A 15,297-nucleotide genomic window follows, 5' to 3' on the forward strand; every position below is an offset into this window, starting at 1 on the left:
ATCGATTTTACGGGTGAATGCCGCAATGCGGAAACGTCCGTGCAGCGGACAGCGGCATGTCGACAGATCGCGATGATTCGCTGCCCCCGCTTTCTGGTTTCGTATCCGCTGCGCACGACATCGCGGCGCCCGCGCTTCGCGTCATCCCGCTTCGGGGCCACCAGCCGCCGCCCCCACGGCCGGCGGCGTCAAGACACGCGCCAGCGCGGCCAGCGTCGCGGGCGGCCAGGGGGCGGAGCGGTTGGCGACGTAGTCCATCCAGACCCAGACGTTACGCCCGCGAGCATAGGGCTTACCCTGATTCTCCTCGCCCACCTTCTCCAGCATCAGTTCGAATTCGATGCTGGACCGCCCCACGCGGATCAGGGTGTGGGTCACCCGCACGGACGCCGGATACGTGAGCGGGCGCAGGAAATCGCAGGAAGCGTGGGCCAGGATAGGCCCGACATCGTCCGGCACGCGCAGCTGGGCGGCATACAGTATCTGTATGCGCGCCTCTTCCATCAGGCGGAAGTACAGGGTGTTGTTCAAGTGATTGAGGGCGTCGGAATCGCCCCAGCGCAGGGGCAGTTCGCAGAAGTGGGTGGCGCCGGGCGACAGCAGTGCATCCGAGGGCGTGGCCGCGGCCACTGATTCAATAACTGAGCTGCTGACCGCGGCTGCAGCCGAGGCACGATCTGGAGTTGATTCGGACATGGATAACCTGATGGAATGGACCTGGGCCGACCGTTATTCGCGCGCTGCACGCGAGCTTGTTCGCGGCTGCAATACAATCGTGGGTTGAGTCTGGATCATACTTCCAGCCAACGTCGCCACGAGGCGGCATTTGTTGCCAGGGACAGAGAGGGGCAAGAGCGCATGTCAGAACGCGAAAGTATGGAATACGACGTTGTCGTGGTGGGTGGCGGGCCTGGCGGCCTGGCCGCGGCAATTCGCCTGAAGCAGTTGGCGGCCGAGAAGAACCACGAGGTCAGCGTCTGTGTCCTGGAGAAAGGCGCCGAGCTGGGCGCGCACATCCTGTCCGGCGCGGTCATGGATCCGGGCGCGCTGACCGAGCTGATCCCCGACTGGAAAGAAAAGGGTGCGCCGCTGAAAGTGGCCGTCACGGAGGACAAATTCCTTTTCCTCAGCGCCAACGGCGCGCGCCAGACGCCCGATTGGATGCTGCCGGAATGCTTCCACAACAAGGGCAACTACATCGTCCGCCTGGGCGACGTGGTGCGCTGGCTGGGTGAACAGGCCGAAGCGCTGGGCGTGGACATCTTCCCCGGCTTCGCCGCCGCCGGCGTGCTGTATGACGAACAGGGCGCCGTGCGCGGCGTCGTCACCGGCGACATGGGCGTGGCGCGCGATGGCAGCCATACCGACCAGTATCAACCCGGCATGGAATTGCTGGGCCGCTACACCATCTTCGCCGAGGGCTCGCGCGGCCAGCTGGGCCGCGAGCTGATCGCCCGCTACAAGCTGGACCAGAACGTCGACCCGCAGGCCTACGGCATCGGCCTGAAGGAATTGTGGGAAGTCGACCCGGCGCAGGCGCGCCCCGGCCTGGTGGTGCACACCGCCGGCTGGCCGCTGGACGCCGACACCTACGGTGGTTCCTTCCTCTATCACCTGGACAACAACCTGGTAGCGGTGGGCATGGTGGTGGGCCTGGACTACGCCAATCCCTGGCTCTCGCCCTTCGAGGAATTCCAGCGCTACAAGACGCATCCGGCCATCCGCCCCACGTTCGAGGGCGGCAAGCGCATCGCTTATGGCGCACGCGCCATCACGGCCGGCGGCCTGCTGGCCCTGCCCAAGCTGGTGTTCCCGGGCGGTGCCCTGGTGGGCTGCGAAGCGGGCTTCCTCAATGCCTCGCGCATCAAGGGCAGCCACGCCGCCATCAAGACTGGTTCGATGGCCGCCGAAGCCGCCTTCGACGCCCTGGTGGCCGATCGCCGCCAGGATGAACTGGCCACCTACCCCACGGCTTTCCAGTCCTCCTGGCTGCACGCGGAACTGAACAAGGCGCGCAATTTCAAGCAGTGGTTCAAGAAGGGGCGTACCGTTGCCACCCTGATGACCGGCATCGAACAGTGGCTGCTCAAGGGCAAGATGCCCTGGACCATCCATCGCACCAAGCCCGATTACGCCTGTCTGCAGCCGGCCTCGGAATGCGCGCGCATCGACTATCCCAAGCCGGACAGCAAGATCACCTTCGACCGCCTGAGTTCGGTGTTCATCTCGAACACGAACCACGACGAGAACGAACCCGTCCACCTGACGCTCAAGGATCCCAGCGTGCCGGTGGCCGTCAATCTGGCCAAGTACGGCGGCCCGGAGGCGCGCTACTGTCCGGCGGGGGTGTACGAATTCGTCAAGGACGACCACGGCGCCGATCGCCTGCAGATCAACGCGCAGAACTGCGTGCACTGCAAGACCTGCGACATCAAGGATCCCACGCAGAACATCGTGTGGGTGGCGCCGCAAGGCGGCGAAGGGCCTGTCTACAGCGGCATGTAGGCTGGACCGGGCCTTGCCATGAACGTTGCCTCTGACCGGGTCGCTGACCGGACCTCAGCCCCGGCTTCTGCCGCCGAACGTGTGCTGCTGGTCGGGGGCGGCGATCTTGGAATGCGCGTGGCGGCGCGGCTGCTGGGGGCGGACGCCATGCCGCCAGGGCAGGCATTACCTGCAACGCAAATGCCACCAGCGGCGACCCCACGGCCGCCCGCCATGAATCCGCCCGCGGTCTGGGTATTACGCCGTCATCCGCCGTCCGGCAAGAGCACGGGCCCGCTGCAATGGCTGGCGGGCGACGTCAGCCGGCCCGATACTCTGACCGTCCTGCCGCGCGGCATCACCCGCGTGGTCTATGTCCTGGCACCGGACTCGCGTGATCCCCAGGCTTACCGGGACGTCTTCATCGACGGACCGCGCAACCTGCTGGCCGCCCTCGACACCAGTGCCTTGCGCCGGCTGGTGTTCGTGTCCTCCTCCGCGGTCTACGGTGACCACGCCGGCGACTGGATAGACGAAGACACCCCACCCGCCCCCCAAGGTAAAAACGGCGAAATCCTGCTGCAAGCCGAGCAATGGCTGGCCGGCCAGCGCCTGCCCGTCACGGCCCTGCGCCTGGCCGGTCTTTACGGCCCGGGTCGCGTGCAGTTGCTGGAACGCCTGCGCCAGGGCCAGGCCCGCGTCCCGCGCACGGTCCCCCACTGGGCCAACCGCATGCACGCCGACGATGCCGCGGCGGCGATCGCCCATTTGGTCCACTTGGCGGGCGCCCTGCCCGTCTACCTGGGCGCCGATGACACACCACTGACATTGGATGTGCTTTACGATCACCTGGCCCGCCTGCTGGGTGCCCCCCTGCCGGCCGACGGCCCGGCGCCCGGCGGCGTAGGCAGCAAACGGATGCGCAATACCCGTTTGCGCGCCAGCGGGCTGCAGCTGGCCTGGCCGGATGCCCGCCAGGGCTATGCGCGGCTGATCGAATCGCTGTAAAGTGCGCGGGTCCGCGTGACGGGTCCAATGAATGTGCCGGATCGACACAGGCCTACCCGGCCTGTTGCCAGGCGACTTTGCAGGGGCATGACACCAACCTGTCTGTTACCTTAACTTTGTCGCTACTTAGACACAAATGGCGTATGCTGCCGTCACACGGTGAGCCCAACAATGGACCCACGTGCCGTTCCACGTAGACGGGAGCCGCTATGCTAGACCATGTCCAAGCGTTTCGCCCAACCGCCTTACAAGTAGATCTGGCGCGCCGCATCGCCCGCGAAATACTCGCTGGCGCGCATGTGACGGGAACCCACTTGTCGGAAGAACTGCTGGCGCGGCAATACCAGGTCTCGCGCACGCCGGTGCGTGCCGCGCTCAAGCTGCTCGCCATGCAGGACATGATCGCCTACAAGCAGAACAGCGGCTACTTCGTCCGGGAGCTGGCCGACGACGCGCAAACGCCCGAATGGCAATCGCAGGGGCTGACCAGCGACGAACTCTATCGTGTCCTGATCGAAGACCGCGCCGGCCGCCTGCTGCCGGACACCTTCACCGACCGCGACCTGCTGTTGCGCTATGCCGTGACGCGCAGCGTGCTCGCCAAGACCCTGGTGCGCCTGAGCGCCGAAGCGCTGATCGAAAAGCGCAAGGGCCATGGCTGGCGTTTTCCCAACTCACTGGAAGATGCGCAGGCACGCGCCGAAAGCTTCCGCTTCCGTTCCGCGGTGGAATGCGCCGGGCTGCTGGAGCCGGATTTCCGCGCCGACACCACGACGCTGCTGCGTATGCAGGCCAGCCATCTGACGCTGGCCGAGGAAACGAACGTAGACACCATGGCGCGGGAGTTCTTCTCGCTCAATGCGGAATTCCATGAAATGCTGGCGCGCTTTTCCGGCAACCGCTTCGTCCTGCAGACCGTGCAGCAGCAGAACCAGCTGCGCCGCCTGGCCAGCCGCGCCACGCTGTTCCAGCTGCCCCGCTACGCCGCCTCGATCCAGGAACACCTGCAGATCATCGAGGCGGTGTCGGACAAGGAGCTGGAATTCGCGTCGGCGCTGATGCGCCAGCACCTGCGCCTGGATTTCCGCGCGACCGGCGCGTAGCCGCCCGGCCGCCGGCTTCCTTTACCTGGCGAAGTAGGACTTGAAGATCGCGACGGTGCGATCGATGTCCGCTTGCGACACGTCCAGGTGGGTGACCAGGCGCATGGCCGCGCCGTACACGGGCTTGATCATCAAGCCTTGTTCCTTCGCATAGGCCCCCAGCGGATCGCAGTGCTCCGGCGGCACCGTGACGAACACCATATTGGTGGCCTGGCCGTTTACCGTCACACCGTCGATCGCCGCCAGGCCTTGCGCCAGGCGCTCCGCATTGGCGTGGTCCTGGGCCAGGCGCTCGACATTGTTTTCCAGGGCATATAAGGCGCCCGCCGCCAGGACGCCGGACTGGCGCATGCCGCCCCCCAGCACCTTGCGCCAGCGGCGCGCGCCGTCGATCAGCGCCTTGCTGCCAACCAGTACCGAACCCACCGGCGCACCCAGGCCCTTGGAAAAGCAGATCGACACGGAATCGAACGGCGCGCACAGCTCGGCGATGGCTTTGCCGCTGGCCACGGCGGCATTGCAGACCCGCGCGCCATCCAGGTGGACGCCCAGCTCGTGCTTGCGCGCGAAGGCCGCGGCTTCGACGATGTAGTCCTGCGGAATCACCCGGCCGTGGAAGGTATTTTCCAGCGCCAGCAGGCGCGTGCGCGCGTAATGCGGATCGCCCAGGGGCTTGATCGCGGCCGCCAGCTTGGCAATGGGCAGCGACCCGTCTTCCGCATGCTCGATGGGTTGGGGCTGGATGCTGCCCAGCACCGCGGCGCCGCCGCCCTCGTATTTGTAGGTATGGGCCAGCTGGCCCACCAGGTACTCGTCGCCCCGGCCGCAATGGGCCATGATGCCGGCCAGATTGCTCTGGGTGCCGGTGGGGAAGAACAGGCCGGCTTCCTTGCCGGCGCGCTCGGCCGTCTGCGCCTGCAGGCGCTGCACGGTGGGGTCGTCGCCCATGACGTCATCGCCCACCTCGGCGGCGGCCATGGCCGCGCGCATGGCGGCGCTGGGCCGGGTGACGGTATCGCTGCGTAAATCGATCATGCTGGTTCCCTTGCTACGGTTCTATTGCTATGTGTCGCCGGCATTGCCCGCGCTGCGGGGGCTACCCGGAACGGGCCATAGAGTATCAGGTGCATGCTGCACCCCCTCCCCGCACGCCACCGCCCGCTTCAACGATCCTTCGTGATCGACAGCGCCGAGAACGACTGCGCCACCGGCATCACTTCCAGGCTGTTGATGTTGACGTGCGCCGGCAGGTTGCTGACCCAGGCCACGGCTTCGGCGATGTCGCCGGCATTCAGCGCCGTCACGCCTTCATAGCGGCTGGCCGCCTTGGCCGTGTCGCCCTTGAAACGCACATCGCTGAACTCGGTGCCACCCACCAGCCCCGGCTCGATATTGGTCACGCGCAAGGCGGTGCCGGTCAGGTCCGCGCGCAGGTTCATACTGAACTGCCGCACGAACGCCTTGCTGGCGCCGTACACATTGCCGCCCGAGTAGGGATAGTTGCCGGCCACGGAACCGATATTGATGACGTGGCCGCGATTACGTTGCACCATGCCGGGCAACAACGCATGCGTGACGCGCGCCAGGCCGGTAACGTTGGTGTCTATCATGCCGATCCAGTCGTCCAGGTCGGCACGCTGGGCCGGCTCCAGGCCCAGGGCCAGGCCGGCGTTGTTCACCAGCACGTCGACCTCGGCGAAATCCGCTGGCAGGGAGTCGGCCAGGGCCGCCACGGCGGCGGCATCGCGCACGTCCAGTTGCAGCGGCAGCAGGCGTTCGCCCAACTGGTCGCGCAAGGCCTGCAATTTTTCCTGGCGGCGGCCGGTGGCGATGACCTTGTGGCCGTCGCGAATGAAACGTTCAGCGATAGCGGCGCCAAAGCCCGCCGTCGCGCCGGTGACGAATACGATCATGGGAAAATCCATCCGTAAAAAGGCCGCCGGGAACACCGGCGGCGCAACACAAAAAAGGGGGCGCCGCCTTGCGGTGCCCCCTTGCAACGATCAAACCGACTTCGACAACTGCTCCAGGATCTGCGGATTTTCCAGCGTCGACACGTCCTGCGTCACTTCCTCGCCCTTGGCGACCACCCGCAGCAGACGCCGCATGATCTTGCCCGAACGCGTCTTCGGCAGGTTCTCGCCAAAGCGGATGTCCTTGGGCTTGGCGATGGGGCCGATTTCCTTGGCCACCCAGTCGCGCAACTGCTTGGCCACCGCGACGGCCTCGTCGCCTTCCGGCCGCGCGCCCTTGAGCACCACGAAGGCCACCACCGCTTCACCGGTGGTGTCGTCCGGACGTCCCACCACGGCCGCTTCGGCCACCAGCGGATGCGCCACCAGGGCCGACTCCACTTCCATGGTGCCCAGGCGGTGGCCCGAGACGTTCAGCACGTCGTCGATACGGCCCATGATCCAGAAGTAGCCGTCGGCGTCGCGCTGCGCGCCATCGCCCGCCAGGTAATAGCCACGCAATTCAGCGGGGAAATAGCTTTTCTTGAAGCGCTCCGGGTCGCCCCAGATATTGCGGATCATCGCCGGCCAGGGCTTCTTGATCACCAGGAAACCGCCATTACCCTGGTCCACGTCCCCGCCCGTCTCGTCGACGATGGCCGCGGCGATGCCCGGCAGGGGCAGCGTGCAGGAGCCCGGCTTGGTGGGCGTGGCGCCCGGCAGCGGGGTGATCATGTGGCCACCGGTCTCCGTCTGCCACCACGTGTCGACGATGGGGCAGCGTTCGCCGCCCACCTTCTTGTGGTACCACATCCAGGCTTCCGGATTGATGGGCTCGCCCACCGAGCCCAGGATGCGCAAGCTGCTCAGGTCATAGCGTTCCGGATCCGTATCGGGCGCCGCGGCCGAAGCCTTGATCAGCGAACGGATGGCCGTGGGCGCCGTGTAGAACGTCGTCACCTTGTGCCGCGCGATCATGTCCCAGAAGCGGCCCGCGTTGGGATAGGTGGGCACGCCTTCGAACACTACCTGCGTCAGGCCGGCCGCCAGCGGACCATAGGCGATATAGGAGTGGCCGGTGATCCAGCCCACGTCGGCCGTGCACCAGTACACGTCGTCCTTGCGCGCATCGAAAGTCCACTTGACCGTCAGCAGCGACCACAGCAGGTAGCCGGCCGAGGCATGCTGCACGCCCTTGGGCTTGCCGGTGGAACCGGACGTATAGAGGATGAACAAGGGATGCTCGGCTTCCACCGGCACCGGGTCGCACTGTTCGGACTGGTCCGCCACCACGTCATGCAGCCACAGGTCACGGCCTTCCACCCAGGCGGTCTTGCCGCCGGTGCGGCGGTAGACGATGACCTGGCGCACGGCGTCGCAGCCGCCCATGGCGAAGGCCTCGTCCACGGCCGGCTTCAGCGGGATGGTCTTGCCGCCGCGCACCTGTTCATCGGCGGTGATGACCAGCGTGGCGCCGACGTCGGCAATGCGTTCCTGCAGGCTCTTGGAGGAGAAGCCGCCGAACACCACCGAATGGGTCACACCCAGGCGCACGCAGGCCTGCATCGCCGCCACGGCCTCGATCGACATGGGCATGTAGATGATGGCGCGATCGCCCTTCTTGTAGCCCAGCTTCTTCAGGCCGTTGGCCAGCTGGCAGACGCGGCCCAGCAGTTCGCGATAGCTGATCTTGTCGACCTTGCCGTCGTCCGCCTCGAAGATGATGGCGGTCTTGTCGGCATTGCCGTTCTGCAGGTGCTTGTCCAGGCAGTTTTCCGAGACATTCAGCTCGCCGTCGCCGAACCAGCGGAAGAACGGCGCCTTGCTGTCGTCCAGTACCTGGGTGAAGGGCTTGCTCCAGACCAGGTTCTCGTTCGCCTGGCGGCGCCAGAAACCGTCGAAGTCCTGTTCGGCTTCCAGGCACAGCTTTTTATAGGCATCCATGCTGTCGATGGCGGCGCCTTTCGAGGCGGCGGGTGACGGCGGAAACACGCGGGTTTCGACCAGCACGGATTCGATGGCATTGGGCATGACGGTCTCCTTCAGAGATTTGAAGCTGCTGTTTTTGTTTGCAGATCGATTGGTATACGTCGGGCACGTCCGATTCTAGCCGGCTTGGCGGTCCGTCACCGATTCGGAACCGGACGTGCGGCGCCAGGGGTCAACGGTTGAAATCGAGCATTTCGCTGGCATGGATCAGCGAAGTGGCGATGTCCACCGTCGAAACCCGCCTGGCCATGGCCTGCTTGCGGATCAATTCGTAAGCCTGGGTTTCGGAAATGCCTTTGCTGCGCATAAGGATAGCAGCCGCCTTGGCAATCTGGCGCTGGCCTTCCAGGCGGGTTTCCAGTTTGCGCAGGGTGCGCTGCAGATGGCGCGTCTCCCCATTGATCTGGCGCGCCAGCACCAGGATGGACAACAGCCCGAAGGACCGCACCGGCGCCGGCAGCACGGCGCGCGCGCCCAGGCGTAGCACGGCCTCGACGATGGTCGGGTTTTCATAGTTCACCACGGCGATCACCGTGGGGGCCTGCTCACCCTGGGCCCAGGGATAATCCTGATGCACCAGGTCCGGGCGCACCGCCAGGAATACCACGTCCGTGCCCTCGGCCGGCTGGGGCGGCGGCGGCCAATGGACCTGGGTGCGGCAGCCGATGCGGTCCAGTTGCTGCACCAGGCTCTGGCCGTCGGCGTCGTCGGGATGGAATACGGCCACGCGCAGGCTGCGCAGGTCGCGCAAGTAAGCAGGCATGGCGGGACTGGCGCGGCGCCCTGGGCTTTCCATTCAGGGCTCCAGCTCGGTCATCCTGACCGTCCAGTCGCCCAGGATGTGATTGACCAGATAGGGATCGGGCGCCACCGCGGCCGCCGAGGCGCGCACGACGGTGAATTCGCCATCGCCCCGCTGGCGGCCGATGCGGGGATGCAGCCACGTGTGGTGATTGCCTGGGTCGATGCGTACCGTGCCTTGCGGCGCCTCGAAGCTGCTGCCCAGCAGGGCCGGCAATAGCGCGTCGATCTGGTCGCTGCCGGCGCGGCGCAAGGCGTCGGCGTACATGTGGACCTGGAAATAAGCGGCTTCCCAGCAGAGGTTGGCGGTGACGTCGGCGCCGTGGTGGCGCCGCAGGCTGGCCAGGGCGCGCTGGTTGGCCGGCGTGTCCAGCGACTGGAAGTACGGCGCTGCCGTATAGTGGCCGCGCGCGACGTCCGCGCCCATCTGGCGCGCTTCCGCCTCGGACGTGGTCAGGCTGGCGATGGGCATGCGGGCGGGATCGAACCCGGCCTCGGCGTAGGCGCGGTAGAACGCCGCGGTGGCGTCGCCGACGACCGTGGAGAAGATGAAGTCCGGTTGGGTGGCGCGGATTTCGTCGATGACCACGCGAAAGTCCGCTTCCGTGGCGCCCAGGCGCACGTAGCGCTCGCCCACCCGGGCGCCGCCTGGACGCTGCAGCACCAGGTCGGCCATGATGCGATTGGATTCGTAGGGGTAGATGTAGTCGGAGCCGACCAGGTACACGCGGGGACCGTGGTGCGTGGTCATGTAGTCGGCCAGCTGCATGCTGTTCTGGTTGGGCGCGGCGCCGGTGTAGATGACGTTGCGGGAGTACTCGAAGCCTTCGTACAGCGTGGGGTAGAACAGCAGGCGGTTCCAGCGCTCGACCACGGGGATGACGGCGATGCGGCTGCTGGACATATAGCAGCCGAAGATGACGTTGACGCCGTCCTGGGCCACCAGTTGCTCGGCCAGTTGCGCGTAACGGGCCGGATTGGAGCGCGGGTCATGGCAGACGGCCACCAGCTCGCGGCCGTCTATGCCGCCAGCCTCGTTGATTTCGGCGATGGCCAGCTCGGTGCCGAGGCGTTGCGAAGCACCGATAGCGCCGGTCACGCCGCTGGTTGAAAACAGCACACCCACTTTGACGGGATCGAACTGGCTCACGCCTGGCTCTCCATGCTTGGAAGCTTGTTGGTCATGGTTTCGCACTCATAGTAGCAATCGTCCGAACGCACGCGCCAGCCGCGTGGGCAAGGCGGCGGGATCGGCGACGATGTCGTAGCCGCGCGCGCCGAACATGCGGCGGACGTCGTCGACGGCCTGGCCGTCCACCGCCAGGCAGTGGCAGCGGATGCCCAGGCCACGCGCTTCGGCAATGGCCACTCGGGTGTCCTCCACCAGATGGCGCGGATCGTGCACGTCGATGTCCGAGGGGGCGCCGTCGGTGACGACGAGAATGGCACGGCGGGTAGCGGTTTCCATCCGCGGACGGCCCGCGGCGCGACGAGCAGCGGACTCCATGCGCAGGCGGCCCGTGGCGTGTCGCAAGGCCGTCCCCAGGCGGGTCGACCACGCGGCCTCCTGCCCGTCGATGCGTGCGCAGGCAAGCGCGTCCAGCGGCTGGCCGAATTCGAGCAGGCGGACATAGCGCACGGCATGGCGGGTGTTGGATTGAAATCCGTGCACCGCCACGCGATGGCCCGCCGCGTCGGCGGCGGCGGCGAGCATCGAAGCGGCCTCGCGTTCCCGGTCCAGCAGGCGGTGGCCGTCCTGACCGCGATCGTTGGCGGACTCGGACAAGTCCAGCAGGACCAGCACGCTGATATGCCGCGCCCGCCGGCCCGGCGTGATGAACACGCGCGGATCCGGCATGATCGCCCCGCGCCGCGCCACCGCGGCGTCTATCACTGCATTGATGTCCAGGGTCTCGCCTTCCCACTGGCGCCTGAGCCGATGCGCCCGGTCCAGGTTCTGCCCCTGGGGCAAGCGCAACAGCCGGCGCCGACGGCCGCGCGGCGATGCCGGTGATGACGAGGCTGGCTGTGCCGCTGATGACGCTGATAACGATGCTGATGCCGATGTTGCGGGCGACGTTGGCAACGATGCTGGAGCGATATCCTCCAGGCGGCACCAATTCTCACGCAGCAGCCCCGCGCGGTGATGCCACTCTGGATAGTGGAATTGTTCACCGGCTTCCGTTTCGGGCGCTGTGGTATCGCCCGTATCGCGGACCTCGGCGCTTTCGCGCGCGGCGGGCACCGGTGAGGGGCGGGGTACACGCTCGCCAGGCGTCGACTGATCATCGGGATCATGTTCCGAAGGCGCGGCTTGCGCAGGCTGGACGGCGTCCTGTGACTGCAGCGCCACGGTGGCGGCTTGTGCCATGGCCGGGTGGTCCCACAGGCAGCTGTCGTCGTCGCGATGGCGCGGCCGGTGGTATTGGTCCGGGTCCATGCGTACACGCATCTGCCCAAGGTCGTTGGCGAGCATCTGGCCCAGTGCCGTGTAATCCTCGCGCCGCCGCCCGCCCGCTTGCCAGACGCGTTCGAAACCCTCCCGGCCCTTTTCCACCCAATAGTTGCCATCCGCGTGGCCGGGCCGCGCGATGGCCCGCGCCAGCCGCAAGGCCAGCGACGAAAAATCCAGCCCCGGCTCGGCCTCGTCCACGAATAAAGCCGCTTCCAGGCAGCGCGCGAAACCGGGCAACGCCGTGCCCAGCAGGCGTTCCACCCTGGCGTCCTCCAGCAATGACAGCACCGCCAACGTCATCGCCTTCATGCCTGCGGCAGGCAGCGCCGGCGGCGTGTAGCGCAAATGCGCCAACGCATGCGCCACCACCGCCCGATGCAGCGTCGAATCGAGCAGCACGTCTTCCGGCACCAGCAACCCCGACGACGCCAGCACGAGGGTTGCGGCCGGCACGGTTGCGGCATTGGCTGTTGCCAGAACCGCGACCCGGACATCTGCGCGCCCGAACGCGCGCAACGCGAGCTCCAGCCGCGCACACCCTCTTGCCGTCGCGTCATCACCATCCAGGCTTGCCACCAAACGCCTCATGCCCCCGCCACCTCCATCATCCAAACGTGGCATCGATGCAATCACTCAGCACCTGCAGGACGTCCGGATCGTCCGTCAACGATCCCATCAGCGTCATCTCGCAACTGGCGCGCGGATCCAGGCCGTCGCGCATCAGGCACCCCGCGTGGATCAACAGGCGCGTCGACGCCCCCTCCTCCAGGCCATGCCCCCGCAAGGCGCGCGTGCGGCCCGCAATCGCCACCAACTGCTCGGCGCGCGATAAAGCAATACCGGCCTCATGCGCCACCACCTCCGCCTCCGCCGCGGGCGAGGGATAATCGAACGCCATCGCCCCGAACCGTTGCCGCGTCGACGGCTTCAGATCCTTGGCCGCGCTCTGGTACCCCGGGTTGTACGACACCACCAGCTGGAAATCCGCATGTGCGGTCAACTGCTCACCCTTCTTGTCCAGCGGCAGCAGGCGCCGGCCATCGGTCAAGGGATGAATCACCACGGTCGTGTCCTGGCGCGCCTCGACCACCTCGTCCAGATAGCAGATCGCGCCATGCCGCACCGCCAGCGTCAGCGGCCCGTCATGCCACACCGTGCCGTCCGCATCCAGCAGATGACGCCCCACCAGGTCCGACGCCGTCATGTCCTCGTTGCACGCCACGGTGATCAGCGGCACGCCCAGCCGCCACGCCATATGCTCGACGAAGCGTGTCTTGCCGCAACCGGTCGGCCCGCTCAGCAGCAGCGGCAGCCGCCGCGCATGCGCCACCTGGTAGCGCCTGACCTCATCGCCCACCGGCCGGTAATACGGCTCGGCGGCGATACGCCACGCCGCCAGCGGGTCCTGGGTCGCAGGGGTCCCGGGGATCGCAGGAATCGCCACCATGGCTCAACGGTGTCCCACGGGCGCGTTCGGTATCCCTTCGATCGGGCATTCCTCCGTTCCCACCGTGCCGCGCGTAATGGCTTCCACCTGCTTGCGCGTGCCCTCGGGATCATTGATCCAGCGCGTGTAGAAGTTATAGGGGCAGGCCGCCACTCCCTGCGGATCCTCGCCGGAATTGATCTTGCCCGTGTAGCCCCGATGCAGCAGCTTGAACAGATGATTCTGCGACTGCATATTGCGCCGCGCGTCACGGATCAGCGACGTGGACAGTTCCGCGTACTGGATTCCCATGCTCTCCTCGCCGCACTCGCCCAAGGTACGCCCGTCGAAACCGACGATGGCCGAATGGCCGAAGTAGGAATACACGCCGTCGAAGCCCGCGGCATTGGCCACCGCCACATAGACGTTGTTCATCCACGCCATGGCCTTGGCTACCAGCACCTGCTGGTCCTTGGCGGGATACATATAGCCCTGGCAGCGCACGATCAGCTCGGCGCCCTGCATGGCGCAGTCGCGCCAGATCTCCGGATAGTTGCCGTCGTCGCAGATGATGAGGCTGATCTTCATGCCCTTGGGGCCTTCGGACACATAGGTGCAATCGCCCGGATACCAGCCTTCCACCGGCACCCAGGGCATGATCTTGCGATACTTTTGCACGATTTCGCCCTGGTCGTTCATCAGGATCAGGGTGTTGTACGGCGCTTTGTTGGGATGCTCCTCGTGGCGCTCGCCCGTCAGCGAGAACACGCCCCAGACCTTGGCCTGGCGGCAGGCCGCGGCGAAGATTTCCGTTTCCTCGCCCGGTATGGTGGCGGCGGTCTCGTACATCTCCTTGGCGTCGTACATGATGCCGTGCGTCGAGTACTCGGGAAAGACCACCAGGTCCATGCCCGGCAACCCCCGCTTCATGCCCACCACCATGTCGGCGATCTTGCGCGCGTTCTCCAGCACTTCGGCCTTGGTGTGCAAGCGCGGCATGTGATAGTTGACCACCGCGACGCCGACGCAGTCCTTGCTGCTGGATATATCTCCGTGTCTCATGAAGCACCCCTTGAAAAGTCTTGTGGATAAAAGCCGCGAAAAACAGACGAAAAAAAGCCCTCTCCCGGGAATGACTCCCGGAAGAGGGCTTTTTTGCCCAACGCTGGGTCGGCAACACTGGCGACCGGCGCTGAAAAGAATTTGGCTACAGCTGCCACGAAGACCGTGGCAACGACTGAGTGCGACTACTCTAGCAGCCGTCTCCGCGCGCCGGACATCGGTGCTAACCCCTAGGGGGCGTCGCCAGATGCCCGCGCACCGTCATTTTTCGGCCGCCGCCGTCTCCGCCAGGATCTGCCGGATCGCCTGTTCAAAGGCCTCCACCGGCTGGCCGCCGCTCAACAGGTACTGCTCGTTGAAGATGATGCTGGGCACGGACTGGATGCCCATGTCGATGTACTCCCGCTCTTCCGCGCGCACCTCGTCGGTGTACTGGCCGCCGGCCAGCACCTGGCGCGCCGCGGCGGCGTCCAGTCCGACCGACGCCGCGACGTCCACCAGCACATCATGATTGCTGGGATCCTTGCCATCGCCATGGTAAGCCTGCAGCAGCGCGGCCTTCAGCGGCCACTGCTTGCCTTCGATGCCGGCCCAATGCAGCAGGCGATGGGCATCGAAGGTGTTGTAGACGTAGGTGCGCGGCCCGAAAGCAAAGCCCACGCTGGCCCCGCGTGCACGGATCATGGCCTGCGATTCGGCGATCTGTTCGGGCGTGCGGCCATACTTCTTGCCCAGGTAATCGACGATGGCCTCGCCTGCAGGCCCCATCTGCGGGTTCAGTTCGAAGGGATGGAAGACGATGCGGGCATCCACCGCGTCTCCCAGGTTGGCCAGTGCCTGTTGCAGCGACCACAGTCCCACCGCGCACCAGGGGCAGGCAATATCGGAAACGTAGTCGATGCGGAGCGATTGAGTCATGTTGTTCAGCCTTTGCAGATATGCGCGATCGGCGCGATTCGCGTCATGTGGTTCGCTTCATGTGGTTCGCGTCATGCGGTTCGCTTCCTGCGAATCGTC

The 15,297-nt window shown here is 66.1% G+C and carries 13 protein-coding genes; 3 read left to right on the forward strand and 10 right to left on the reverse strand.

Annotated elements, in window-relative coordinates; all coding sequences use genetic code 11:
* Positions 1-141: 141 nt before the first annotated feature.
* On the reverse strand, positions 142-696 hold the full coding sequence (locus tag CEY05_RS10530; RefSeq protein WP_088598411.1) for a thioesterase family protein: 555 nt from the start codon (positions 694-696) through the stop codon (positions 142-144).
* A gap of 162 nt (positions 697-858) precedes the next feature.
* Between CEY05_RS10530 and CEY05_RS10535 the strand changes: the two genes are divergently transcribed.
* The 3 genes from CEY05_RS10535 to CEY05_RS10545 all read left to right on the forward strand — a co-directional run bounded on the left by CEY05_RS10535 (position 859) and on the right by CEY05_RS10545 (position 4,595).
* Positions 859-2,505, forward strand: coding sequence for an electron transfer flavoprotein-ubiquinone oxidoreductase (locus CEY05_RS10535; protein WP_198952735.1), 1,647 nt, complete (start codon positions 859-861; stop codon positions 2,503-2,505).
* Positions 2,506-2,685: 180 nt separating this feature from the next.
* Positions 2,686-3,492 carry an NAD-dependent epimerase/dehydratase family protein gene (locus tag CEY05_RS10540; protein WP_233161492.1) on the forward strand — a complete coding sequence of 269 codons (807 nt, stop codon included), beginning with the start codon at positions 2,686-2,688 and terminating at the stop codon, positions 3,490-3,492.
* A 209-nt stretch (positions 3,493-3,701) separates the two neighbouring features.
* Complete coding sequence (locus tag CEY05_RS10545; RefSeq protein WP_088598412.1) at positions 3,702-4,595, forward strand: GntR family transcriptional regulator; 894 nt, start codon at positions 3,702-3,704, stop codon at positions 4,593-4,595.
* A 21-nt stretch (positions 4,596-4,616) separates the two neighbouring features.
* Here the strand turns inward: CEY05_RS10545 and ltaE are convergent, their stop codons facing one another.
* The 9 genes from ltaE to CEY05_RS10590 form a co-directional block, all read right to left on the reverse strand.
* Positions 4,617-5,630, reverse strand: a complete 1,014-nt coding sequence (ltaE, locus tag CEY05_RS10550; RefSeq protein WP_088598413.1) for a low-specificity L-threonine aldolase — start codon at positions 5,628-5,630, stop codon at positions 4,617-4,619.
* Between the two features lie 128 nt (positions 5,631-5,758).
* The gene (ydfG, locus tag CEY05_RS10555) at positions 5,759-6,508 is read right to left on the reverse strand and encodes a bifunctional NADP-dependent 3-hydroxy acid dehydrogenase/3-hydroxypropionate dehydrogenase YdfG (RefSeq protein ID WP_088598414.1); all 750 of its coding nucleotides are present in this window, start codon (positions 6,506-6,508) and stop codon (positions 5,759-5,761) included.
* Positions 6,509-6,598: 90 nt separating this feature from the next.
* Positions 6,599-8,578: an acetate--CoA ligase gene (gene acs / locus CEY05_RS10560; RefSeq protein WP_088598415.1), complete on the reverse strand. Its 1,980-nt coding sequence runs from the start codon at positions 8,576-8,578 to the stop codon at positions 6,599-6,601.
* A gap of 130 nt (positions 8,579-8,708) precedes the next feature.
* Positions 8,709-9,332, reverse strand: a complete 624-nt coding sequence (locus CEY05_RS10565) for an ANTAR domain-containing response regulator (protein ID WP_088598416.1) — start codon at positions 9,330-9,332, stop codon at positions 8,709-8,711.
* Positions 9,333-10,487 (reverse strand): transporter substrate-binding domain-containing protein, encoded by a 1,155-nt coding sequence (locus CEY05_RS10570; RefSeq protein WP_088598417.1) that lies wholly within the window; start codon positions 10,485-10,487, stop codon positions 9,333-9,335.
* A 45-nt stretch (positions 10,488-10,532) separates the two neighbouring features.
* Positions 10,533-12,245: a nitric oxide reductase activation protein NorD gene (locus tag CEY05_RS10575; RefSeq protein WP_158219313.1), complete on the reverse strand. Its 1,713-nt coding sequence runs from the start codon at positions 12,243-12,245 to the stop codon at positions 10,533-10,535.
* Between the two features lie 151 nt (positions 12,246-12,396).
* Entirely contained in the window at positions 12,397-13,239 is an 843-nt protein-coding gene (locus CEY05_RS10580) for a CbbQ/NirQ/NorQ/GpvN family protein (RefSeq protein ID WP_088598419.1), read from the reverse strand.
* Between the two features lie 3 nt (positions 13,240-13,242).
* Positions 13,243-14,280, reverse strand: a complete 1,038-nt coding sequence (locus CEY05_RS10585; protein ID WP_088598420.1) for an aliphatic amidase — start codon at positions 14,278-14,280, stop codon at positions 13,243-13,245.
* Positions 14,281-14,541: 261 nt separating this feature from the next.
* Positions 14,542-15,198, reverse strand: coding sequence for a DsbA family oxidoreductase (locus CEY05_RS10590; RefSeq protein ID WP_088598421.1), 657 nt, complete (start codon positions 15,196-15,198; stop codon positions 14,542-14,544).
* Positions 15,199-15,297 lie beyond the last annotated feature (99 nt).

This window comes from Achromobacter sp. HZ34, assembly GCF_002209485.1.
GTDB lineage: Bacteria > Pseudomonadota > Gammaproteobacteria > Burkholderiales > Burkholderiaceae_B > Bordetella_C.

Coding starts and splice junctions, on each gene's coding strand:
- CEY05_RS10585 (WP_088598420.1), bottom strand. CDS start 14,280: ATGAGACACGGAGATATATCCAGCAGCAAGGACTGCGTCGGCGTCGCG.
- CEY05_RS10545 (WP_088598412.1), top strand. CDS start 3,702: ATGCTAGACCATGTCCAAGCGTTTCGCCCAACCGCCTTACAAGTAGAT.
- ltaE (WP_088598413.1), bottom strand. CDS start 5,630: ATGATCGATTTACGCAGCGATACCGTCACCCGGCCCAGCGCCGCCATG.
- CEY05_RS10530 (WP_088598411.1), bottom strand. CDS start 696: ATGTCCGAATCAACTCCAGATCGTGCCTCGGCTGCAGCCGCGGTCAGC.
- CEY05_RS10535 (WP_198952735.1), top strand. CDS start 859: ATGTCAGAACGCGAAAGTATGGAATACGACGTTGTCGTGGTGGGTGGC.
- CEY05_RS10590 (WP_088598421.1), bottom strand. CDS start 15,198: ATGACTCAATCGCTCCGCATCGACTACGTTTCCGATATTGCCTGCCCC.
- ydfG (WP_088598414.1), bottom strand. CDS start 6,508: ATGATCGTATTCGTCACCGGCGCGACGGCGGGCTTTGGCGCCGCTATC.
- CEY05_RS10580 (WP_088598419.1), bottom strand. CDS start 13,239: ATGGTGGCGATTCCTGCGATCCCCGGGACCCCTGCGACCCAGGACCCG.
- acs (WP_088598415.1), bottom strand. CDS start 8,578: ATGCCCAATGCCATCGAATCCGTGCTGGTCGAAACCCGCGTGTTTCCG.
- CEY05_RS10540 (WP_233161492.1), top strand. CDS start 2,686: ATGCCACCAGCGGCGACCCCACGGCCGCCCGCCATGAATCCGCCCGCG.
- CEY05_RS10565 (WP_088598416.1), bottom strand. CDS start 9,332: ATGGAAAGCCCAGGGCGCCGCGCCAGTCCCGCCATGCCTGCTTACTTG.